The organism is Flavobacterium sp. 103, assembly GCF_003096795.1.
Taxonomy (GTDB): Bacteria; Bacteroidota; Bacteroidia; order Flavobacteriales; family Flavobacteriaceae; genus Flavobacterium.
This window is the reverse complement of sequence record NZ_QENX01000001.1, coordinates 1,346,190-1,370,412: the sequence shown is the minus strand read 5'-3', so window position 1 is coordinate 1,370,412 and position 24,223 is coordinate 1,346,190. Positions and strand designations below refer to the sequence as shown.

Genomic DNA, 24,223 nt, shown 5'->3' with positions numbered 1-24,223 from the left:
TTAGTTGTTGTTTATTTTTTTATTGGATTCATAAAAGAATCAATGGTTGACTCGTTGATTTTCGGATTAGCTCCTTCTTTTTGTGCTACTAATGCTCCGATGGCGCAAGCAAAATCGATAGCTTTTTGCGGGTCTTCTTTGGCTAATAATTTACTTAAAAGGCCAGCCAAAAAGGAATCACCAGCTCCAACAGTATCAGCCACTTTTATTTTGTAACCACTATTGTAATAGAATTGATTGTTATAATACAAAACGGCTCCATGACTGCCTTTGGTAACACAAATATGTTTGGTGCTGGTTCGTTCGGCCATAAAAAGGATGTTTTGTTCCAATGAATGGAAAGGCGAATGGAGAAATTCACTAATTTCATAAATTTCATCATCATTAAATTTTATAAAATCAGCTTCATGCATCAGATGATTGAGTACTTCTTTAGTGTAAAAAGGAGCTCGTAAATTGACATCGAATACAGCGTATTTTGCGTAATTGATTAATTCAAATAAAGTGTGTTGTGAAACGCTGTCTCTACAAACTAAACTGCCAAAAACTAATGCATCGGCTTTTTTTACAATAATTTCATCTTCTGGTGTTTCGATAATTTTATCCCAGGCTGCAGGATAATTAATGGTGTACGAAGCGGAGCCTTTGTCGTTCAATTGGACAATGACTTCCCCTGTTTTTAAGTCTTTATCAATTTGTATGGAACTCGAATTTACCTTGTGGTCATTAATATATTCTAGCAATTCTTTTCCTATTTCGTCAGTTCCTATTCGGCTTATTATTTGAGATTGAATTCCTAATGAAGCCAGTCGGATAGCCACGTTTAACGGTGCTCCTCCAATTTTTTTATGAGTGGGAAAAACGTCAAACAAGACTTCTCCAAAACATATCACACTAATTTTTTGGTTTGTTGCTTTCATTCGGTGATCATTTTTTGTTCTAATTCTTCAAGTGATAATCCTTTGGTTTCTGGCATCATGAATAAAACAAATATCAATTGCAGTACCATCATGAACGCAAAAAAGGCAAAAATAGGCCAAGGGTTTTCGTGAAAGATATCAATAACCACTGGACCAAACAAAGTAATCAATGCAGCAAAAATCCAATGAATACTGGTGCCAAAAGATTGCCCTCGAGCACGAACAGTATTTGGAAATATTTCGGATATAAAAACCCAAATTACAGCTCCCTGACCAATGGCATGCGAAGCAATAAAAACAAGAATGGAGGTTAATAAAATGACAGGTCCTGCATTAGTTTTGAAAGCCCAAGCAATTATGCATAAGCTCAAAATATAACCAATACTGCCAATAGTCATTAATAATTTTCTACCCAAAATGTCAATTAATCGCATGCCAATAATGGTGAAAATTAAATTGACAATACCAATTAGTATCGAGTTCATCAAAGATTCTTTCGAGCCTAATCCTGCCATTTCCAGTATTTCCGGTGCGTAGTATAAAATAAAATTAATTCCGGACAGTTGGTTAAAGAAAGCAATTAAGAAAGCCAAGACGATTGGCCATTTGTATTTTTGGGTAAATAAATTTTCTTTTTCGGTGGAGTCAACCACATCTTTTTTGATTTCATTAAAATTTTCCAAAGCTTCTTCTTTAGAATAAATCATTTCAAGGACTTTCAATCCTGTTACGTTATCTTTCTTGTTTAGAATCAACCAGCGGGGACTATCTGGAATTTGAAAAACGATAACACTATAGATTAATGCCGGTAATGCTACAATGCCGATCATCCAACGCCAATCGTTGGCACCGCCAAAACCTTCAAATAAATAATTGGAAAAAAAAGCAATCAGAATTCCAAAAACAATATTAAATTGAAAAAGTGCAACCAGTTTCCCCCTGTTTTTGGCACTTGAAATTTCGGAGATATATATAGGGGCAGCTACCGAAGAAGCTCCAACCCCGATTCCTCCTATGAATCTAAAAAAAGAAAAAACATACGGATTGGGAGCCAACGCCGAACCTAATGCAGATACTAAAAATAAAATTCCAATCCATAACAAGGTTTTTTTTCTTCCCCATTTGTCACAGGGAATACCACCGAACATTGCTCCCAAAACAGTTCCCCACAATGCCATAGACATAATGAATATTCCATGAAATAGGGGAGTCGTATGCCATAATTCCTTGATAGGTAAGTTGGCACCTGAAATAACTACGGTGTCGAATCCAAATAAAAACCCCGCGACTGCTACTGTTATGGACCATTTTTGTACGTTGTTCATCTTTTATTTTTTAGAGGTTTTGGATGTAGAGTTGGTTTCCCAAATACCTTTTATTTTAGCAATACTCAGGTTCTTAATTTCTTGATCCTCGTCGGACTGTATGCTTAATTTTGTATAAGGTTTGTTAGGAAAAATTTGTTCAGTAAAGGAATAAACACCTCCATTTAAGAAAATTTCTATAGAGGACCAATCCAAAATAATTTGATAATCTAAAGTTGTTGTTGTTAGATTTGGTGTTTCGGTTTTGTGAATTGATTTTCCAAAATCGGCTTCAAAATTGACTAATCCAGAATGGGTTCTGTCTATTGAAAAGGAATTCATTTTACGATCATAAATAAGAACTAATGAGTCATTGACTTCATTTGAAAACGTCAATTTTAAATTTTTGGCTAAAGCTTTAAAATCAATTTGAGATTGATTGAGATGATTGTACTCAAAAGCTATTTTTTTATTTGCTTGAATGTTCAATAATTCTTCTGAATATTCAGGGATTATAATTGTTTTCAATTGTTGGATTGGACTGTTTTTGAGAACATAATTATCGCCTATTTTTTCTAACGAAAGTTTTCTGGGCAAGGTCATGGCACTTCTCCAGTTTTTTGTGGGAGTGTTTCGAGCATACAGCCAATTACTCATCCAGCCGATAAAAATACGTTCGTTATTTGGAGCGTCATTATAAGTTACACCAGCATAATTGTCAGTTCCAGAATCAACCCACTTGATGTCTTTTTGATTGGTTTTAAAACTTTTTCCATCATAATCACCCACGAAATATTGTGTTCCAGAGCCTCCATTTGGCGCTCCAGGATTGATACTGATGAGTAAGACCCATTTTTCTACTGTAGAATTTTCAACTTTTAGTTTGAATAAGTCGGGACATTCCCAAACACCTCCATGAGCACCAATATTTTTGCCAAATTGACTCATGTAGGTCCAATCAATTAGATTTTTGGAACTGTAAAATTGAGCATGATCTCCAGCAACTAGAGTTAAATTCCAAAGTTTTGTTTCTCGATTCCAAAATACTTTTGGGTCCCTGAAATCTTTCATACTCTTGTTTCCAATAATCGGATTTCCTTTGTATTTAGTCCAAGTTTCTCCTTCGTCTAAGCTGTAGGCCAAACCTTGGGATTGCGTATTTATTTTTCCAGCCTTTTCGATTTCCATATTATGATAAGTAAAAATGGCAATCATTGGTGGATTTTCAACAGAGCCTAGTCCTGAAGTGTTATTGATGTCAACAACGGCGCTTCCAGAAAAAATAAGGCCTAATTTATCTGGAAATAAGGCGATTTTATGATGTTTCCAATGAATTAAATCTTTACTGGTGGCGTGTCCCCAATGCATTGGTCCCCAAACAATATCACCTGGGAAATATTGGTAAAACAAATGATAGGTTCCTTTGTAAAATACCAAACCGTTTGGATCATTCATCCATTTTTGTTCGGGGGAAAAATGAAATTGTGGACGAAAGGGTTCTTTGTAAAACAAATTAGAATCTGTTGCAATTGCTTCCGTCGTAGCAATAGTTATTGTGTTGGTATTTTCTTTTTTTTTGCAGGAAAAAAGCAATGCAAGTAGATTGAATGACAAAGCGAATAATATCCGATGGATTTTCAATTGCATTGTTTTTTGTGTTTAAGTTAAAAAAAAATGGAATTATAAATTTAGGATTCCTTTTTTAGTTATTTCTAATTATAAAAATCGAAAACGTTTTCGGGACCTCGAAAACGTTTTCGATTTAAATTTCAATGAGTTACAGAATAAATGTTTTAAGTTTGAATAACTAAAAAAAAAAGAAAATATATGATTTCAAAAGTAAAAGGGTTGTTTTTCATACTCATGGTTGGATCAGCGATGTTTGGTCAGGAAAAATCCGATGAGTGGCATTTGTATGCTAATTCTAGAGAAAATTATTTTGGGGTGGCTATGGCCAATGGTAAAATTGGTATTGTAACTGATGATACCCCTCTAAAAACCAAGGAAATTATTCTGAATGGTGTTTATGATAGCAGTCCTGAAAACGGAATCAGCAGAATAGTGCGCGGTATAGAGTTTTTGAATCTCCATTTGAGTATTGATGCACAGGAAGTCAAATCAGATAATATTTCCAATTGGAGCCAGATTGTCAATATGAAAGAAGGAACAAGCACCACTTCATTTTCGTTTAAAGATTTTGCTACTATCAATTATACAATTTTTGCAAATAGAGCTGTGCCTTATTCGGCTATGGCGATTGTTACTATTATTCCCAAAAAAGACATTGAAATTGTGGCTAATAATTACATGACGGTACCTGATGAACTAAAGGAAGCAAAAAGTCAGTATCGAGTGTTAAAAGACAATCAGTATTTGATGCCTGTTTTTGGGACAACTGCAAAAACATTGACTGGTAAATATACAGTTTCGGCTGCCACGACTTTTTTGTTTGATGGCGAAACTGAAGTCTTGAAGCAAACAGGAAACGAAGTAGGCTTTTCGAAAAAGTTACTGAAAGGAAAGCAATATAGATTTGCAATTGCAGGAGGAATCTGCACTTCCAAGGATTTTAATGATCCATTGAATGAATCCGAAAGACAACCTATTTATGCCTTGCAACAGGGAATTGATAATTTACTGAATCGTCATAAACAGGCCTGGGCCGAATTGTGGAATACAGGGGATATTCAAATAGAAGGGGATTTGGATGCGCAACAGCGTGTTCGTTTTGCATTATTTAATTTGTATTCCTACAACCGTCCTGAAACCAGAGAAAGTATTGCTCCTATGGGATTGTCTTCACAAGGATATAATGGGCATATTTTTTGGGATAGTGAACTTTGGATGTATCCTACACTTTTGGCATTACAACCAGATATGGCCAAATCGTGCTTGGATTATCGTTTCGATCGATTGGAGAAAGCCAAACAAAAAGCCACTATTTATGGGTATAAAGGTGCAATGTATCCTTGGGAGTCGGATGATACAGGCGAAGAAGCCACACCAACTTGGGCTTTGACAGGTATTTTCGAACAGCATATTACTGCTGATGTGGCTATTGCTTTTTGGAATTATTACTCATACACTCAAGATAAAACTTGGCTAAAAGAAAACTACAAAGTGCTTAAGGAAACCGCCGATTTTTGGGTAAGTCGCGTAATCAAAAATGGAGATGGTAGTTATTCTATTCTAAATGTCGTTGGAGCTGACGAGTATGCACAGCATGTAGATGATAATGCATTTACTAATGCTTCGACTATAGAAGCTTTGAAAAACACAATTAAGGCGGCAACCATTTTGAATGAGCCTATAAATTCAATGTGGCTGGATGTTTCGAATAAATTAATTATTCATTCTGAAAATGGAATTACCCAAAACTACAAAGGGTACAAAGGGCAAATGATCAAACAAGCTGATGTGAATTTATTGGCATATCCACTACATGTTATCACAGATAGAAAACAAATCGAAAAAGACTTAGAGTATTACACTGAAAAAATTGATAAAAAAGATGGACCCGCTATGGCTTCGGGAGTATTATCTGTTTTGTATGCTAGATTAGGCGACAAGGACAAAGCATATGCTTATTTTGTAAAATCGTATTTGCCTAATAGTCGTCCGCCATTTGGAGTGTTTTCGGAATCGGCTAATAGTAATAATCCTTATTTTGCAACTGGTGCGGGCGCAATGCTTCAGGCGGTTATTTATGGTTTTGGAGGTGTGGAGCAAACGGATAAAGGATTGAAGTACAATAAAGGGCTTTTGCCTAAACAATGGAAATCTTTAACGATAAAAGGAATTGGTCCTGACAATAGTATAATTACAATAAAATAATATTTTTTTATTACCACAAACCTTAAAGTTGAATTTTCTTTAAAAAATTCAACTTTAAGGTTTGTGGTTTTTTTATGCTCAAAAATTGGAATTATTTTATTAATTAGCTGTAGGTTAGTTGTTTGTGATTTTTGCTAGCAAATCAATTTGAGGGCTTATCTTTATTATAAGTAAAATAGGATTAAAATTATTTAATTTTTCTTTTTATTTTGAATTTTTCAATTAAAATGCTTAAAAATAATTAAATGTGTTTTTTTTACACTTTTTTATTCCATTATATATTTTTATTTCTTAAAATTTTAACACTCAATTTTCGAAATCGAAAACGTTTTCGGTCTTACTACAACGTTATAGTTTTGGTTTTCTTAAAATTTTCTTAATAAAATAACTATGTTTGACTTTATATTTTAAACAAATAACCAAATTATTAACTAACTTATTTATTACGTATGAAAAATAGTCTACAAAAAGGCTTAATGGTTTTCATAACCATGCTATGTACTAGCTTGATATATTCGCAAGATATATCAGGATTGGTGACTGATGCGAGTGGCCCACTCCCTGGGGTTTCGATATTAGTGAAAGGAACAAAAACGGAGACACAAACTGATTTTGATGGAAGATTTACAATTAAGAATGTGGGTTCAGACGCAGTCTTAGTTTTTACTTACATTGGACTTAAAACTCAGGAAGTAAGTGTTGGGGGTAAAAGCACTATAAATGTAAAAATGGCACAAGATCAGAGCCAATTGAATGAAGTTATTGTTGTAGGTTATGGCTCTGTAAAAAAGAAAGATGCAACTGGTGCTGTAGACATGTTAAGTTCAAAACAATTTGACAATATTTCAGCAACTTCTCCATCAGAATTATTGAGAGGAAAAGTGTCAGGGGTACAGGTGACACAAACTAGTGGTGAACCAGGAGCTGGTGTTTCGGTAAGAATTAGAGGAAACTCATCTATTCGTTCTGGAAATAATCCATTATATGTTGTAGATGGTGTTCCATTAGACGGTGGAGATGTTTCGTCAGGAGGTTCTGATGTGGCAGGATTGGGATCTTCTTCTGCAAGAAACCCTTTAAACTTTATCAATCAAAATGATATCGAAAGTATTTCTGTTTTGAAAGATGCTTCTTCAACTGCAATTTACGGGTCTCGTGGAGCAAATGGAGTTATTGTGATTACAACCAAAAAAGGAAAAACAAAAGTTCCTACATTAACATTTAATTCTTCTATGAGATTTAGTACAATGTCAGGAGATTTTAGATTGTTAAACGGAGACGAGTTTGTAGCCGCTGGAGGGCCAGACAAAGGATCTAGATCTTACAACTGGGAAGATGCTATTTTAAGAAGTGGATTTACTTCTAATAATGATGTATCCATAAGCAGTGGGTCAGATAGCTCTAATACAAGACTTTCATTGGGTGCAAGTTCTACAGATGGAATCGTAAAAAATACGGGGATCGATAAATATACTGCTTCATTTAACAATACAAATGACTTTTTTGGTGGAGTACTTAAAATAGATACGAATATTTTATATGCAGGACTTAAAGATCAAACGACTTTGATAAGTAATGATGCTGGATATATTGGAAACTTAATTGGAACTGCTTTGTATTGGAATCCTACTTTACCGATATACCAACCAGATGGTAGTTATACATTTGTTGCGGAAGATTATTTGAATCCGGTTCAATTGTTAAATGCGTATGATGACCATACGCAAACAAACAAAGTACTTGGAAGTGTTGCAGCAACTTTGAAATTAGGTTCTCATTTTAAATATAAATTTTTATTTGGTGTTGAATCATCTAATTCAGTTAGAAAAAGACAGTTATTACCAACAATGAAAATAAACAGCCAGGATTTAATTAAAAATGATCCTGCTAACGGAGGTATTGCAAAAAGAGGTTTTGCAGAAATATCAGGAATAAGTAAATTTAATAAAACAATAGAGCACACATTGACTTATGATAATAATTTCAGTGATAATGTATCTCTTAATGCATTAGCTGGTTTTTCTTACTACTCTTATGATACAGAAGGTTCTAATGCAAGAGGAGTTGGTTATGTGCCAGAACAAACATTACTTGTTGATAATATTCAAGGAGGTATTGCTCAAGAATTTAGAACTACTTCATTCAAAAATAGAATTGAATTACAGTCTTATTTTGCTAAGGCAGAAGTTACATTGTATAAAAATTTAATTATTAATGGTTCAATACGTGCTGATGGATCTACAAAATTAGGAGCTGATAACAAATGGGGTTATTTCCCAGCAGTTGGAGCGGCTTATAAAATCATCAATAGTAATGATGGGGCTTTGAATGATATCAAAGTAAGAGGTAACTGGGGTATAACTGGAAATCAAGAGTTTCCTGTGAATTCAGCTCTTAATAAAGCCAATTATGGAAATGGTGGTTCTCCACAAACAGTTTCGGGTGCAAATAGCGAATTACGTTGGGAAACTACCACTTCATATGGGGTAGGTCTTGATTTTGCATTTTTAAATAATCGTTTGTCAGGATCATTGGATTATTACAAAAGAGATACTCAAGATTTGATTGCGCCAGTACCACAAGCTACTGCGCAACCGGGGCCAGGATCTAATAGAAGTGTTAATTTACCTGGAAATTTAATCAATGATGGTATTGAAGTTGCTTTGAACTACAAAATTATTGACAAAGATGATATGTCTTGGGATTTTGGAATAAACGCTGCTTTCTTGAAAAATAAAATGACTAATTTTGGTTCAGTTTCTTTACTGGCAGGTGGTATCAATGGACAAGGTTTGTCAGGTGCTAATGCTGAGATTATAAAAGACGGATATCCTTTATATACTTACTTTTTGTATGATTTTAAAGGGTACGATGCTACTGGTAATTCAATTTACGCAGCAGCTGATGGATCAGATACTGGTTTAGGTAATGCGGATAAAAAATTATTGGACAAACAACCTTTGCCAAAAATTAATCTTGGATTTAATACTAGTTTTAAATACAAAAATTTAGATGCTGGAGTTTCTTTCTATGGTGCTTTTGGTCATTATTTGTATAATAATACTGCCAATGCTTACTTTTTCAAAAGTGCATTGTACGGGGGTAGAAACGTTACTCCAGAAGTTGGTAGTTCTCCACAAAATGGAAGTGATCCAAACTCACCTTCAACTAAATACTTAGAAAGTGGAGATTTCTTGAGATTAGGAAATTTAACTGTTGGTTATACTTTCAAAGGAGCGTTTATGGATAAAATAAAATTAAGTTCAGCTCGTTTGTTTGTAAGTGGTGAAAACTTGTTTGTAATCACAAGTTATTCTGGATTTGACCCAGAGGTGGATACTAATAAAGCCCTTAACGGAGTTCCTTCTGCAGGTATGGATTATTTGTCATATCCAAAAGACAAGAGTTTTTCTGTAGGACTTAATGTAACATTTTAATTTAGAAAAAAATGAAAAGAATAAATATAATTAAAAGCATCTTTTTTGTAAGTACTGTAGCTTTAGGCGTTAGTTGTACAAATTTAGATGAAGAAGTTTTAGACGGCTTTGTAGTAAATAACAGTGGTTCTGGAACTGTAAATACTGCTTCTTTCTTGCAATCTGCTTATGAAGGTTTAAGAGGTTTTCAAGACCAAGACAAAATGTTTACTTTGGATGAGATGTCCGGTGATGGATTAGTTGGTCCTACTAGAGGTGGTGACTGGGATGACAATGCAAAATGGAGACAATTCCACGTGCATACTTGGGGATCTGATAACGTAGAGATTAGAAACGCTTGGAATGCCCTGCTGACTAACGTTTACAACTGTAACTTGGTTATTTACAATACAGCTACAGATTCTCAAAAAACACAAGCTCGTTTTTTAAGAGCGTTTTATTACTATAATGTAATTGATTTGTTTGGACAAGCACCTTACAGAGAAGAAGGCTCTGATATTACAGATAATCCTAAATTTTGGACTAGAAAAGAAGCTACAGCTTTTGTAATAAGTGAATTGGAGGCAATAGTTGGTAAATTACCTGCTCGTGTTGCTAATGATGCTAGTATTGCAAATGCAGATGCAGCACACTTGTTATTAGCTAAATTGTATTTGAATAAAGGAGTATTTAATGCTGATAATGCAGCTGGTCCTTATACTTTCGATGCCGCTGATATGAATAAAGTGATTTCAAATGTAGATGCTATTTCAAGTTCATTGGCTCCTGAGTATTGGAGCAATTTTGCACCAACAAATAACACTTCAAATGAGATTATTTTTTCTTCTAAAAATGTGCTAGGGTCTGGTGGAGGAATACAATCAAGATGGAGAATGGGAATGCACTACAATCAAACTCCTGATGGATGGAATGGTTTTGCAACCGTAGCCGAATATTATAATAGATTTGATGCTGCAGATGATCGTAGACAACATACTTCGCCTTCAATCATAGCTAATTTTGGTAATCCAATTGGGTTCCAATATGGACAAATGTATAAGCCCGGAGGAGTTATCGCTTTGAAAGACAGAAATGGAAATCCATTATTTTACACTAAAGAATTAACTATGATTACTAGTGGACCTACACTTGAAACAGCAGGGATTCGTACTCAAAAATACGAACCAGATGCTGCCAATTTAGGAAATCCAGAAAATGATTATGTATTGATGCGTTATTCTGATGCTTTGTTAATGAAAGCTGAAGCTGCCTTAAGAGGTGGTACAGGAGGAGCAGCCGTAGCAAAAACAATTCTTGATCAAATTGATGTAAGAGCTAAATTACCTGCGGGTTCTACTCCAGCAACTTTGGACGGTATTTATCTAGAAAGAGGAAAAGAATTATGGTATGAAGGATGGAGAAGAAATGATATGATTCGTTTCGGAAAGTTTTTAGCTCCTAGAGAATTAAAACCAACAACTTCTGATCCTAAGTATGCTTTATATCCTATACCAGCAGATGCATTATTTAATCCTAATGTTACGCAAAATCCTGGATACTAAGAAATTGTTTACTTCATTTTGTTTTGAGTTAGTTATAAAGAGGGTAATTTATTACCCTCTTTATTTATTTAATTTTTTATATTTTTTGCTTTTTTATTACTAATTATTTTATATTTTACACCGTAATAACAGAGCCAATTCCCTAACCAAATTCTACCTTTATTATGTGCAATCGAGTTGTCCTATTTTCTCTTTTTATTGTTTTTTTTTCTAATTGTTCCAAAGAAAATAGCACTAATGAAAACAGTTTATTTACGAAACTAGAATCTTCCAAAACCGGAATTAATTTTATTAATGAAGTTAAGAACGGAAAAAATATGAATATTTTCAAATACCGAAATTTTTACAATGGTGGTGGTGTTGCTATTGGAGATATCAATAACGATGGCTTATCGGATGTTTTTTTTACTTCGAATCTTGGAGAGAATAAATTGTACCTCAATAAAGGCAATTTCAAGTTTGAAGATATTTCTAAATCTTCTGGAATTGTGATTTCTAAATCATGGTCTACTGGTGTAGAAATGATCGATATCAATGGAGATGGATTATTGGATATTTTTGTCTGTAATGCTGGAAATGGCATTGATGCCAAAAGAAAGAGCGAATTATTTATCAATAACGGAAACCTGACTTTTACTGAAAAAGCAGCTGAGTACAATCTTGCCGATACTGGTATTACGACTCATGCCGCTTTTTTTGATTATGATAAGGATGGTGACTTAGATGTTTATATTTTAAATAATAGTTTTATTCCTGTAAGCAGTCTTAATTATTCTAACAAAAGAGAATTGAGAGACAAAGATTGGGCGGTTAGTGACATTCTAAAAGGAGGAGGCGATAAATTGATGCGTAATGATAATGGAAAATTTGTAGATGTAAGTGAAGCTGCGGGTATTTATGGAAGCCTTATTGGTTTTGGACTTGGTGTAACTGTTGGCGATGTTAATGGAGATTTGTATCCGGATATTTACATTTCAAATGACTTTTACGAACGCGATTATTTGTATATCAATAATAAAAACGGAACTTTTAGTGAACAAATTCAAGGTTGGGCATCACATACAAGTCAGTCTTCCATGGGGGCTGATATGGCAGATATAAATAATGATGGAAAGCCAGATATTTTTGTTACCGATATGTTGCCTGAAGGTGATGAGCGTTTGAAAACCACAACGAGTTTTGATAACTATGATTTGTTTAGAAGAAAATTAAATATGGATTTTTTCTATCAATTTATGCAAAATACTTTGCAATTAAATAATGGGAATAATCAATTTCTTGAAATCGCAAATTATGCAGGAGTTGCTAAGACCGATTGGAGTTGGGGAGCTTTAATATTTGATATGGATAATGATGGGTATAAAGATATTTATGTGTGTAATGGAATTAATAATGATTTGACCAATCAGGATTTTATGGACTTTTTTGCCAACGGAATAATTCAAAGAATGGCGGTTACGGGCAAGAAAGAACAAATGGAAAACATTATTGGTAAAATGCCAAGTACTCCAATACCAAACTACGCTTTTAAAAATAATAAAGATTTAACCTTTACCAATGAAATTACGAACTGGGGATTAGACACTCCTAGTTTTTCAAATGGAGCAGCTTATGGTGATTTGGACAATGATGGTGATCTTGATTTAATCGTAAATAATGTTAATCAAGAGGCTTTTGTTTTTCAAAATAATTCGGAGAAAAAGAAAGACAATCATTTTGTAAAAGTAAAACTGAAGGGTGAAAACCAGAATAAATTTGCCATTGGTAGTGTAGTCGAATTGTTTTCTGGCAAAGAAATCCTGAGACAAGAATTAATTCCTTCCAGAGGTTTTCAATCTTCAATAGATTATGTGATGACTTTTGGAATTGGAACCAAAAAAATAGATTCTCTTCAAGTGATATGGCCAAATGGGAAATACCAAACCATTAAAAAGGTGACTAATAATTCAACTGTTAATTTGAATATAGCAGATGCAACTTTAAATTATACTTTCAAAAAACCGAATGTAAAATCTCTGTTTTCTGAAAAACCAAGTTCGTTTTTGGCACATAAAGAGAATGATTATATTGATTTTGATTACGAAGGATTGATTTCCAAAATGCTTTCTCAAGAAGGACCTTCACTTGCCGTTGCTGATATTAATGGCGATGGGAATGATGATGTTTTTATTGGCGGAGCCAAAGGAATGTCTGGAAATATTTATTTAAGTAAAGGTAACGATACTTTTACAATCACTAAACAAACTGATTTGATTGCCGATGCCAATTATGAAGATACTGCTGCTAGTTTTTTTGATGCTGATAATGATGGAGATCAAGATTTAATGGTAGGTTCAGGTGGGAACGAAAAAGCAGATCAGGGAAATTATAAAAATCGTTTGTATTTGAATAATGGAAAAGGTGTTTTTACTAAAAGCAAAACCAATATTCCAACCACCAATAATAACGTTTCTGTAATTGCTTCCTATGATTATGACAATGATGGTGATATGGATGTTTTTGTGGGAAGTAGAAGTGTGCCTGGAGTATATGGGATCGATCCAAAACAATTATTTCTGGAAAATGATGGAAAAGGAAATTTTACCAACGCTACAGATAAAAAAGCATTCAAACTGAATGAAGTGGGAATGATCACCGATGCCGTTTGGGAAGATATTGACAACGATGGAAAGAAAGATTTAATTGTGGTGGGTGATTGGATGGCTCCTCGAATATTCAAAAATACGGGTCGTCGTTTGGTTGATTTTAAATCTAATCTTGCCAATTTAAGTGGTTTTTGGAACGCAGTAAGTTGCGTTGATCTAAATAATGACGGCAAGAAAGATCTAGTTTTAGGAAACAAAGGAACCAATACTTCATATAAAGCTTCCGAGAAAAATCCAATGAGAATGTTTGTCAATGATTTTGATAATAACGGAACCATTGAACAAATTACCACGCGCTCTATCGATGGAAAAGATATGCCTTTGCATTTGAAAAAAGAATTAGCAGGCCAAATTCCTTCCATAAAAAAGAAAAATTTGAGTTATGCTGACTATTCAAAAAAATCATTTCAGGAAATATTTGCTCAAGATGTTGTTGATAATTCCATTCAGAAAACTGCAACAATTCAGCAGAGTGTAATTGCTATCAATAAAGGCAATGGCAATTTTCAGGTTAAGGCACTTCCAAAAGAAGTTCAGTTTTCATGTGTAAATACTATTTGTGTAACCGATGTAAACAAAGATGGAATTCCAGATCTAGTTCTTGGAGGAAATCAATATGAATTCAAACCTCAGTTCGGAAGAATGGATGCCAATTGTGGAAGTGTACTTTTAGGAAGTAAATCAGGTTCTTATTCTTGGTTGCCCTATAACCAATCGGGCTTCTTTTTGAAAGGAGAAATCAAGCACATTCAGACTTTGAAGAATAAAAACAAAGGAGTTTCAATACTTACAGTTACAAATGATAATGCCCCAAAAATATTTAAGAGCAATGAATAAGTTTTATAGTTTAGGATTAGTTGCATTGCTTATGTTGAGTTGCTCGGAAAAACAAGATCGTTTGTTCGAGAAATTAGATTCTGCCTCTAGCAATATTACTTTTAAAAATGAATTATTGGAATCAAAAAATATCTCCATATTAGATTACCTCTATTATTACAATGGTGGAGGTGTTGCCTTGGGAGATATTAATAATGATGGTTTGGTAGATATTTATTTTACTTCAAATCAAGGGAAAAATAAATTGTATCTCAACAAAGGCAATAATAAATACGAGGATATTTCAAAAAAAGCAGGAGTAGAAGGAGAAAGTGATTGGAACACAGGAACAGTAATGGCCGATGTAAATGGAGATGGTTATCTCGATATTTATGTATGTGCTGTTGTTGGAATCAATGGTTTTGAAGGACATAATGAGTTGTTTATTAACAACAAAAACAATACGTTTACCGAAAGCTCAGCCGAGTACGGTTTGGATCTCGATAATTACAGTACATCGGTAGCATTTTTTGATTATGATTTAGACGGAGATTTGGATATGTATTTGTTAAATCATGCAGTACATTCGGAGTTGTCTTTTGGGAACGCCAATATCAGAAATAACAGAAACTATGAATGCGGTGATAAATTATTTAGAAACGACAATGGAAAATTTGTTGATGTAAGTGCTCAAGCTGGAATTTTTGGTGGAGCCAATGGATATGGATTGGGTATCGCTGTTTCTGATTTTAATTTAGATGGTTATCCAGATATTTATATAGGAAATGATTTTCACGAAGACGATTATTATTACCTCAATAATGGAGATGGAACTTTTACGGAAAGTTTGAAAAGTTATTTTGGACACACGAGTAGGTTCTCGATGGGGGTAGATGTAGCCGATATAAATCATGATGGTTTTCCAGATATAATGTCATTGGATATGCTTCCGGAAGACGAAAAAGTTTTGAAATCATCTTTGGGAGACGATAACGTTCAAATGTTGAAATTGAGAACCGAAAAGTATGGCTATCATTATCAATATACGCGAAATATGTTGCAAATAAATCAAGGAGGGAAACATTTTACAGAAACGGCCTTGTTGAGTGGCGTGGCTGCAACCGATTGGAGTTGGAGTGCCTTATTTGCTGATTATAATCAAGATGGAGAACAGGATATATTTGTATGTAATGGAATTCCAAAACGACCAAATGATTTGGATTATGTGAAATATTTTTCGAATGAGCAAGTCAAAAGGAAAATCGGCTCGACAAAATTATTAGACAAAGAGGCATTGAAAAAAATGCCGGCAGGTAACGTGACTAATTATATTTTTGAAGGAGCATCGGATCTTCAATTTATAAACAAGTCGGATCAATGGATTGAAAATGATTCCATTATTTCGAATGGAAGTGGTTATGCCGATTTGGATAATGACGGAGATTTAGATCTGGTAACGAATAACATCAACGATATTGCATCGGTTTATATTAATCAAACGAATAACAAAGCTCATTATTTAAAAGTAAAACTTCAGTTTACGGGTAAAAACACTTATGGAATTGGGGCTAAAGTAATCTCTTATTCAAAAGGGAAAAAACAATTCAAAGAGTTGCAAACGACTAGAGGTTTTCAATCGTCATCAGAGCCGATGATTCATTTTGGATATGGAAAAATTGCAACTATTGATTCTCTAGTAGTAATCTGGCCTGACAAAACGTATCAGACGTTGAAAAAGGTGAAGTGTAATCAAACTTTGACTATAAAGGCAAATGCCAACAGAAAAGCATTTGATTATCAAAAATTGCATCCAGCCGTTATTCCTGTTTTCAAGAAAGTTGAAACGGGATTGGGTGTTGATTTCACGCATCAAGAGAATGATTATATTGATTTTGTGTATCAAAAATTAATTCCTTACGGACGATCCGATAGAGGTCCTGCTACTGCGATTGGTGATTTAAATGGCGATGGCAAAGAAGATATCTTTTTTGGCGGATCTAAAGGTAAAAAAGCAGCAATTTATATTCAAAATGCGAATGGGTTTTCTAAAAAAGGATATGCTGAAATTGAAAAAGATTCTGTTTTTGAAGATGCTTCTGCAGTAATTGGAGATTTTAACAACGACAAAATAAATGATTTGTTCGTGGCTTCTGGAGGTGGAGAAAATGCTTCAAATTTACAAGATCGATTGTATGTTGCCAAAGGAAATCAATTGGTAAATTCTGTTTTGCCTGACCTTTCTCAAAATGCATCAGTGGTCAAAGCTTTTGATTATGATAAGGATGGAGACTTAGATTTGTTTGTAGGCAATAATTCATTGAATAATAGATTCGGAAGTACACCTGACTGTTATTTACTAAAAAACAATAAAGGGGTATTTGCATTAGCGGAAGCGAAAACATTCGAAGGTATTGGAATGGTTACCGATGCTGTTTTTAGTGATTTCAACAAAGATGGTAAAATCGACTTAATCGTCGTTGGTGAATGGATGAAACCGACCTTTTTTGCTAATAAAAATGGAAAATTTGTTAATGTAACCGAAACTGTTTTTGCAGAAAAAAGCAACGGATTGTATCAGTCTATTATCCCGTTTGATATTGATAATGATGGGGATCAAGATTATTTGGTAGGAAACTGGGGAATGAATTCTAAGTTTAAAGCATCACAAGAATTTCCTATGAAAATGTATTATGATGATTTTGATAAAAATGGAACTTATGAAACCATTGTTGCCAAAGAAAAAGATGGAAAATATTATACTATATTGGGACTTGATGAACTAGTGGAAGAGTTTAGTGGTTTGCTGAAAAAGAAATTCAACAGTTACAAATCATTTGCAGGAAAACCGCTTGAGGAAGTTTTTGATATGAAAATGCTGGAACAAGGAAAATTGTATGAAGTGCATAACTTGAAATCGGGCTATCTGAGAAATGATAATGGGAAATTTACTTTTGTTTCTTTTGGCAATAAAATGCAAGTGTCTCCTATTACAAGTTTTGTGAAATCCAATTTTGATAGCGATTCAAAAGAAGAAGTTTTTGCTGCCGGAAATTATTTTGGAGTTACACCTTATCACAGTAGATTTGACGGATTCTCTGGTGCTTTAATCAAAAATGAAAAAACAATATTCTTAGGCAATCAGATAGGAATTGACTTGACCCAGAAAGCGGTACGACACTTGGATGTTATTCATTTTAACGGTAAAAAATACTTATTGGTTACCATAAATAATAAGAAAGCGGAGATTTATGAATTACCAATGAGTTCTAATTAACAAAAAACTAAAACCTACTCAAAATTTAATAATATATAATATGAAGTATAAATTATATACGATAGCAGCAGTTTGTTTGCTTTTTATTTCATGTGGAAAACATGAAAAAATAGTCGTGTCAGCCAGTGATTTTCGTGCTGCGGTTGATACCGTTTCAGAAATAATGATTCATGATATTTTTTCTCCTCCTGTAGCAAGTAGAATATATGCATACCCAAATATTGCAGCTTATGAAGTTATTGCCCAAAACAGCAAAACATACGCAAGTTTACAAGGTCAGCTGAATGGATTGGATTCTATCCCAATATTGGATTCTAAAGCAGGTGTCAACCAAAAGTTGGCTGCGATAATTGCACACATGGAAGTAAGCAAGCAATTGATTTTCTCTGAAGATGCATTGGAGAAATTTAGAGACAGTTTGTATAAAAAATGGGAAGGCGAGAATTCAAAAGAATTTGAAGTTTCCAAAGAGTATGGATTGAAAGTTGCCGAGCGTATTAAAAAATGGATGGGAAAAGATAATTACAAACAAACTAGAACCTTGCCTAAATTTTCAGTATTTGCGAGTCAACCTGGAAGATGGCAACCCACTCCACCGGCTTATATGGATGGAGTTGAGCCGCATTGGGGAGAGATAAGAACGATGGTTTTAGATTCGGCTTCACAGTTTAAACCGACTCCAGCAATACCTTTTTCATTAGATAAAAAGTCAGCTTATTTCAAGGAAGTAATGGAGATTTACAACATAAGTCTAAAAATTTCTGAAGGATTAAAAAAATCAGAAGAATCTAAAAGCAATCCAGTTCCAGAGGAATCAAAAGTTGCCGTTTTTTGGGATTGCAATCCTTATGTAACCGTAAGTCAAGGTCACATGATGTTTGCCAAAAAGAAGAATACTCCAGATGCACACTGGATTGGTATAACCAAAATTGCATGTGTAAAAACCAATGCCGATTTTGAAAAAACAGTTTATGCTTATACCAAGACATCAATAGGGATTTTCGAGTCGTTTATCAGTTGTTGGGACGAGAAATACAAAAGTAATATGGTGCGTCCTGAAACGGTAATCAATCAGAATATTGATGAGAATTGGAAACCCTTGTTACAAACACCTCCATTTCCTGAATATACAAGTGGACATTCTGTAGTTTCAACTTGTTCGGCAGCACTTTTAACCACCATTTTTGGAGATAATTTTGCTTTTGTTGATGATTCAGAAATTCCTTTTGGATTACCAACAAGAAAATTTTCATCTTTTAAAGCAGCGGCAAAAGAAGCGGCAAATAGTAGAATGTATGGAGGAATACATTACAGGGCGGCGGTTGAAAATGGAGTTGTTCAAGGTCAAAATATAGGGGATTTTATTATTTCAAAATTGAAGATGGTTAAGTAATTATGAAAAATAAAATTATAATTGGTTTTAGCTTATTGCTATCGTTTTTTTTGATTTGGTATTTGTTTATAAAAGAAAATGATTATACGATTTCGTTTACTGTAAAAGCTGCAACTGGAACTGTTTTTCAAGGAATTAAAGAATGGAGTGCAGTTCAATTAGAAAAAGAAAAAGAAAGTTATAAAATCATTGCTAAGAATAATTTTGATTTTATCCAGCAAAAAATGACTAAAGGTAATTCTCAAATGGAATATACTTGGGAAATGGTCTCTATAAATGATTCAATGACGAGGGTAAATGTGGGCATAAAAGAGTTGGGACATGGATTGTACAATAAAATTACCGCTCCATTTTGGAATACATCATTTAAAGTAGGTCAAATAAAAAAGATAAAGTCTTTTAAAGAGGGTTTGAATGACCATATTTCAAAGTTTAAATACAAAATTGATGGAGAAGGTTCGTCAAAAGAAGAGTTTGTGGCATACCTATCATTAAAAAGTGTTTTGCAAACCAAAGCACAAACCATGATTGGGAATGATGGGTTAATTACTGGTTTTCTGCAAATTCATAATATTAAAATTCAGGGAAGACCTTATGTTGAGGTCACAAAATGGGATTTGGATAAAGAAACGCTAGATTTTAATTATTGTTTTCCAATTGATAAAAACACGAAAATTATTGCCGATAAGTATGTAAAGTTTAAAACTATTCCACCAGTGAAAGGTTTGAAAGCGACTTATTATGGTAACATGAGAACGTCAGATCGTTCTTGGTTTGCGTTGTTAGATTATGCAAAAAAGAATGGTTATGAGCTAAATAATAAGCCGTTGGAACATTTTTTTGCAAATCCTTTTGATGGGGGGGATGAAATTACTTGGAAGACTGAAGTTATTATTCCTTTCGAAAAAAAATAATAGCTCAATTCTTTTTGCTTTACGAAAACGTTTTTGGTGTTTTCGAAATCGATTTCGATTTTATATTATGTTTTAATTGCTTGTATAGAATTACTTTTAATTAAATATTAACTAAACCACGGTATGAATTTTAAAGCAAAAATGAGTTTTTGGCAAATTATCAATATGAATGTTGGTTTTTTTGGCATTCAGTATAGTTTCGGATTGCAACAAAGTGCTGTAAATCCGATTTATGATTTTTTACATGCAAGTCCAGATCAAATTCCTATATTAAATCTTGCCGGGCCATTGACGGGTTTATTGATTCAACCCATTATCGGGGCAATGAGTGATAAAACTTGGCATCCAAGATGGGGAAGACGTAAGCCTTACTTTTTTATTGGTGCAATAGTTTGTAGTATTGCTTTATTTTTATTCCCATTTAGTAGTTCATTATGGATGGCTGCAGGTTTGCTTTGGATTTTAGATGTTGGTAATAATACTGCTATGGAGCCTTATCGTGCCTTTATTGCGGATACATTGAATGAAGACCAGCAACCGATGGGTTTTCAAGCGCAAAGTTTTTTTACTGGTTTCGGGCAGTTTTTGGCTTATATTTCTCTTTTTCTATTTCCAATATTTTTTGTCGGTTACACTGGATCTTTGCCCACTTGGATTTATGCCTCCTTTTTTCTAGGGGCAGTACTTTCTGTAACTTCCATTTGGTGGAGTATGAGCAAAACAAAAGAAATCCCTCCAACAGCAGACGAATTAACCATTTTAAAAGCAGAACCTTTAAATGTTTTTTCGCCTTTTATTGATATTTACAAAGCGGTTTTAGGGATGCCAACAGTAATGTGGCAACTGTTTCTGGTGTATTTGTTTCAGTGGTATGCTTTGCAGTGCTATTGGCAAAATAATGCAAAAAGTATTGCTTTGTCCGTTTGGAATGTAACGCCAAAGAATGCAGTAGGATATGAAAAAGCAGTGGAGTGGAATGGATTGATCGGTGCTTTTGGGTTTATAGTTACATTTTCAGTAGCCTTTTATTTGGCAGTATTAGCCAAAAAACATGGTGCAAAAATAGTTCATTTTGTATGTCTTTTATTAGGAGCTATTTCTTTTTTGTGGTTTCCAATAGTTCAAAACCAATATGTTTTTTTTGCTGTAGTTATTGGCTACGGTATTGCTTGGGCAAGTATGATGGGAATTCCTTACTTGATGGTCGTTGCTGTTGTTCCAAAAGAGCGTTATGGAGTCTATATGGGAATTATTAATATGATGATTGTGATTCCAATGATTATTCAAAACCTTTCATTTGGTTATATTTTAAAGCATTTTTTAAATAATGATCCTCGACAAGCAATCAATTTTGCAGGAGTATTGTTAGTTACTGCTGCTCTTTGTACATTATTGATTAAAATAAAAAAGACAAAATTAAGTGAATAATACAATAAATAAGAATATGAACGAAATAGATATCCTTTGTGTTGGTGAAGTTCTTGTAGATTTTATTGGTCATCAAGAAGGAGTGCTTATTAATGAAACTAGGGATTATCATAGGTATTTAGGAGGTTCGCCTACTAACGTTGCTATGAATTCAACAAGATTAGGTTTGAATACTATCATGGTTGCAACAGTAGGCAACGATGGTTTTGGTTCCTATATTACAGAACGGTTAGCGAGTGTTGGAATAAATACAAACCACGTTAACGTTCTAGATGATAAATCGACTAGTGTTATTTTTGTTTCGAGGTCCGAGGGGACACCAGATTTCATACCGTATCGTTCAGCAGATTGTTGTATTTATGAAGAACAAATTTCCAAGGAAATACTATCCAATACCAAGATATTTCATACTACTTGTTTCGCATTAAGTAAAAATCCTGCTCAGAAAACTATCTTAAAGAAAGCACAAGAAGCACACGATTTAGGATGTCGGCTTAGTATCGATGTTAACTATGCAAGAAAGCTATGGAAAAGTCAAGAGAAGGCTTTTAAAGTAATCAAAACCTATTGCCAGTTTAATCCATTAATAAAAATTAGTGAAGATGATATGCTCCGCCTTTTTGAGAAGGAACTTCCTCATGAAGAAATATTTGATTTTTTTCACCATCAAGGAGTAGATACTGTTTGCTTAACTCTAGGTAGCAAAGGGGTGAAATTATCACAAAAAGGGAAAGAAGTAATACAAATGCCAGCGATAAAAATTGACAAAGTGATGGACTCCACTGGAGCAGGAGATGCTTTTTGGTCCGGATTTTTATTTGCTTATATAAAGGAAAAATCAATTAATGAATGTTTGGATATCGCTTTAAAATTAGCAGCTTTAAAACTGCAAAATGTAGGTCGATTACCGGATAACATAAATATCCTTTCTAAACTTTTATAAAATACGATGCAACAAAATAGTAAAAAGATCAGTAATGGTGTAATGCTCAATGTTTATCCAGATAGTATTGGAGAAAAATTTAATGACACCATAGCCATGCTAAAAATGGCAGAGTTTAAAGATGTATTTTCTTTAATATACGTGTTGCCTACTTTTTTTAATAGTGATTTAGATAGAGGTTTTTCTATTATTGATTATGATATAAATAAAGATTTAGTAGATATAAAAGATTTAAAGGACTTGGATGAGCTCCAGATAAAGTTGAAATTTGATATTGTGTTAAATCATCTTTCTGTGGCTTCTCCTCAGTTTAAAGACATGCTGCAACACGGTAATGAATCTAAATTTAAAGATTTTTTTATCAATTGGAATGAGTTCTGGGAGGGAAATGGAGTGAAAAATGAAGACGGAATCGTAATTCCAAAACCAGAGTTTCTCAATAAATTATTCATGAGAAAGTCGGGTTTACCTATATTGAAAGTACGTTTTCCGGATGGTACAGAACAGCCTTATTGGAATACTTTTTATCAGCAAATAACCTATAATCCGATTACTGTAGCAGATTTGCAAAATGTAAAAGGATTAACAGACGAGCAAAGTTTATTTGTTGTTGCTGTAATTAATACCGCAATTAAGGAGAATCAAGATTTTACGACCATTGATTTTGAAGATTGTGCTCCTTTGAAATCAGAATTTTTACAAATTGTAGAACAAAAACGTTCCTATTTGGGACAAATGGATGTCAATGCTGCATCATCTTTAGTATGGGATTTTTATGAGGAGACACTAAAGAAATTAAATGGTTATGGTTGCAATATCCTTCGATTAGATGCTTTTGCCTATTTGCATAAACAAGTAGGGGAGTCCAATTTTTTTAATAAACCCGGAACTTGGGAATATTTAGAGCGTATTAAGAAAATAGCCCAACAAAATAATTTGATGCTATTGCCAGAAATTCACGCAGAATATGGTTTGCATTTACATGATGAGGTAGCCAATGAAGGATATTATATCTATGACTTTTTCTTACCTGGTTTAACGATACATACTATCGAAAATAAAACTAGTAAAGCCTTATTAAGTTGGGCTAAGGAAATTATTGCTAAAGGATATAAAACAGTAAACATGCTTGGTTGCCATGATGGAATACCTGTTCTAGATTTGAAAGGTAAGGAGGTAAATGGTATTTATAATAAAGGATTGTTAGAAGATGCCGAGATAGAAAGTATCATGAATAAAATCATGGAACGTGGCGGTCGTGTAAAGAATCTGTACGATCCTTCAGGGAATAAAATTTCTTATTATCAAATAAATGCTACATTCTTTAGTGCACTAGGTGAAGACGAACAAAAGTTACTCCTTGCAAGAGTCATTCAAATGTTTATGCCAGGAATACCGCAGGTTTGGTATTTAGATATTTTTGCAGGTAAAAACAATTATGAAGCTGCAGATAATGGTGGTAGTGCCGGACATAAAGAAATTAATCGTACCTCGTTGACAATGAAGGATATTGCGCAAGGGCTTAAAACGGAAGTTGTAAATAAACAATTAGAAATTATGCACTTAAGAAATACTTCAAATGCGTTTTCAGGTCAGGTTGAAATAAATGATGCTGTAGATGCTATTATAGATATCAAATGGGTGAACGGTAACACAGTTGCGCACCTAAAGGCAAACCTTGAAACCAATGGTTTTACAATTGACCATACGGTAAATGGAATGACAAGCACTATGGGTTTCTAAATTTCATACTATAATGGAAGAATTAGGCCTG

At 33.8% G+C, this 24,223-nt stretch carries 13 protein-coding genes; 10 read left to right on the top strand and 3 right to left on the bottom strand.

Translation table 11 applies throughout. The annotated features are described in order from the left end of the window. Positions 1–11 precede the first annotated feature (11 nt). From C8C85_RS05655 to C8C85_RS05645, 3 genes are read right to left on the bottom strand one after another with little or no spacing between them, the layout of a single operon-like run. On the bottom strand, positions 12–920 hold the full coding sequence (locus C8C85_RS05655; protein ID WP_116796202.1) for a carbohydrate kinase family protein: 909 nt from the start codon (positions 918–920) through the stop codon (positions 12–14). Then, positions 917–2,245, bottom strand: coding sequence for a sugar porter family MFS transporter (locus C8C85_RS05650; RefSeq protein ID WP_116796201.1), 1,329 nt, complete (start codon positions 2,243–2,245; stop codon positions 917–919). The genes C8C85_RS05655 and C8C85_RS05650 overlap by 4 nt, the downstream gene beginning before the upstream one ends. A 3-nt stretch (positions 2,246–2,248) precedes the next feature. Further along, positions 2,249–3,871, bottom strand: coding sequence for a glycoside hydrolase family 32 protein (locus C8C85_RS05645; RefSeq protein ID WP_116796200.1), 1,623 nt, complete (start codon positions 3,869–3,871; stop codon positions 2,249–2,251). 180 nt (positions 3,872–4,051) lie between these two features. Here C8C85_RS05645 and C8C85_RS05640 point away from each other — a divergent pair, with 180 nt between their 5' ends. The 10 genes from C8C85_RS05640 to C8C85_RS05595 all read left to right on the top strand — a co-directional run bounded on the left by C8C85_RS05640 (position 4,052) and on the right by C8C85_RS05595 (position 24,192). Next, entirely contained in the window at positions 4,052–6,058 is a 2,007-nt protein-coding gene (locus tag C8C85_RS05640) for a glycosyl hydrolase family 95 catalytic domain-containing protein (protein WP_243412066.1), read from the top strand. A gap of 449 nt (positions 6,059–6,507) precedes the next feature. Further along, positions 6,508–9,495 carry a SusC/RagA family TonB-linked outer membrane protein gene (locus tag C8C85_RS05635; RefSeq protein WP_243412064.1) on the top strand — a complete coding sequence of 996 codons (2,988 nt, stop codon included), beginning with the start codon at positions 6,508–6,510 and terminating at the stop codon, positions 9,493–9,495. Positions 9,496–9,506: 11 nt separating this feature from the next. Continuing rightward, positions 9,507–11,036: a RagB/SusD family nutrient uptake outer membrane protein gene (locus tag C8C85_RS05630; protein WP_116796199.1), complete on the top strand. Its 1,530-nt coding sequence runs from the start codon at positions 9,507–9,509 to the stop codon at positions 11,034–11,036. A gap of 164 nt (positions 11,037–11,200) precedes the next feature. Then, complete coding sequence (locus C8C85_RS05625) at positions 11,201–14,518, top strand: VCBS repeat-containing protein (RefSeq protein WP_116796198.1); 3,318 nt, start codon at positions 11,201–11,203, stop codon at positions 14,516–14,518. After that, on the top strand, positions 14,511–17,771 hold the full coding sequence (locus tag C8C85_RS05620) for a VCBS repeat-containing protein (RefSeq protein ID WP_116798388.1): 3,261 nt from the start codon (positions 14,511–14,513) through the stop codon (positions 17,769–17,771). The genes C8C85_RS05625 and C8C85_RS05620 overlap by 8 nt, the downstream gene beginning before the upstream one ends. Before the next feature lie 40 nt (positions 17,772–17,811). Then, on the top strand, positions 17,812–19,164 hold the full coding sequence (locus C8C85_RS05615; RefSeq protein WP_116796197.1) for a vanadium-dependent haloperoxidase: 1,353 nt from the start codon (positions 17,812–17,814) through the stop codon (positions 19,162–19,164). Between the two features lie 2 nt (positions 19,165–19,166). Then, positions 19,167–20,078: a GyrI-like domain-containing protein gene (locus tag C8C85_RS05610; RefSeq protein WP_116796196.1), complete on the top strand. Its 912-nt coding sequence runs from the start codon at positions 19,167–19,169 to the stop codon at positions 20,076–20,078. Positions 20,079–20,201: 123 nt separating this feature from the next. Continuing rightward, positions 20,202–21,506, top strand: coding sequence for an MFS transporter (locus C8C85_RS05605; protein WP_116796195.1), 1,305 nt, complete (start codon positions 20,202–20,204; stop codon positions 21,504–21,506). 16 nt (positions 21,507–21,522) lie between these two features. Further along, positions 21,523–22,449, top strand: coding sequence for a carbohydrate kinase family protein (locus tag C8C85_RS05600; RefSeq protein WP_116798387.1), 927 nt, complete (start codon positions 21,523–21,525; stop codon positions 22,447–22,449). Between the two features lie 6 nt (positions 22,450–22,455). Beyond that, positions 22,456–24,192 (top strand): glycosidase, encoded by a 1,737-nt coding sequence (locus C8C85_RS05595; protein WP_116796194.1) that lies wholly within the window; start codon positions 22,456–22,458, stop codon positions 24,190–24,192. Positions 24,193–24,223 lie beyond the last annotated feature (31 nt).

Bases quoted from the DNA above. Each gene is read 5' to 3' on its own strand.
- C8C85_RS05655 (WP_116796202.1), bottom strand. From the start codon at position 920: ATGAAAGCAACAAACCAAAAAATTAGTGTGATATGTTTTGGAGAAGTC.
- C8C85_RS05650 (WP_116796201.1), bottom strand. From the start codon at position 2,245: ATGAACAACGTACAAAAATGGTCCATAACAGTAGCAGTCGCGGGGTTT.
- C8C85_RS05645 (WP_116796200.1), bottom strand. From the start codon at position 3,871: ATGCAATTGAAAATCCATCGGATATTATTCGCTTTGTCATTCAATCTA.
- C8C85_RS05640 (WP_243412066.1), top strand. From the start codon at position 4,052: ATGATTTCAAAAGTAAAAGGGTTGTTTTTCATACTCATGGTTGGATCA.
- C8C85_RS05635 (WP_243412064.1), top strand. From the start codon at position 6,508: ATGAAAAATAGTCTACAAAAAGGCTTAATGGTTTTCATAACCATGCTA.
- C8C85_RS05630 (WP_116796199.1), top strand. From the start codon at position 9,507: ATGAAAAGAATAAATATAATTAAAAGCATCTTTTTTGTAAGTACTGTA.
- C8C85_RS05625 (WP_116796198.1), top strand. From the start codon at position 11,201: ATGTGCAATCGAGTTGTCCTATTTTCTCTTTTTATTGTTTTTTTTTCT.
- C8C85_RS05620 (WP_116798388.1), top strand. From the start codon at position 14,511: ATGAATAAGTTTTATAGTTTAGGATTAGTTGCATTGCTTATGTTGAGT.
- C8C85_RS05615 (WP_116796197.1), top strand. From the start codon at position 17,812: ATGAAGTATAAATTATATACGATAGCAGCAGTTTGTTTGCTTTTTATT.
- C8C85_RS05610 (WP_116796196.1), top strand. From the start codon at position 19,167: ATGAAAAATAAAATTATAATTGGTTTTAGCTTATTGCTATCGTTTTTT.
- C8C85_RS05605 (WP_116796195.1), top strand. From the start codon at position 20,202: ATGAATTTTAAAGCAAAAATGAGTTTTTGGCAAATTATCAATATGAAT.
- C8C85_RS05600 (WP_116798387.1), top strand. From the start codon at position 21,523: ATGAACGAAATAGATATCCTTTGTGTTGGTGAAGTTCTTGTAGATTTT.
- C8C85_RS05595 (WP_116796194.1), top strand. From the start codon at position 22,456: ATGCAACAAAATAGTAAAAAGATCAGTAATGGTGTAATGCTCAATGTT.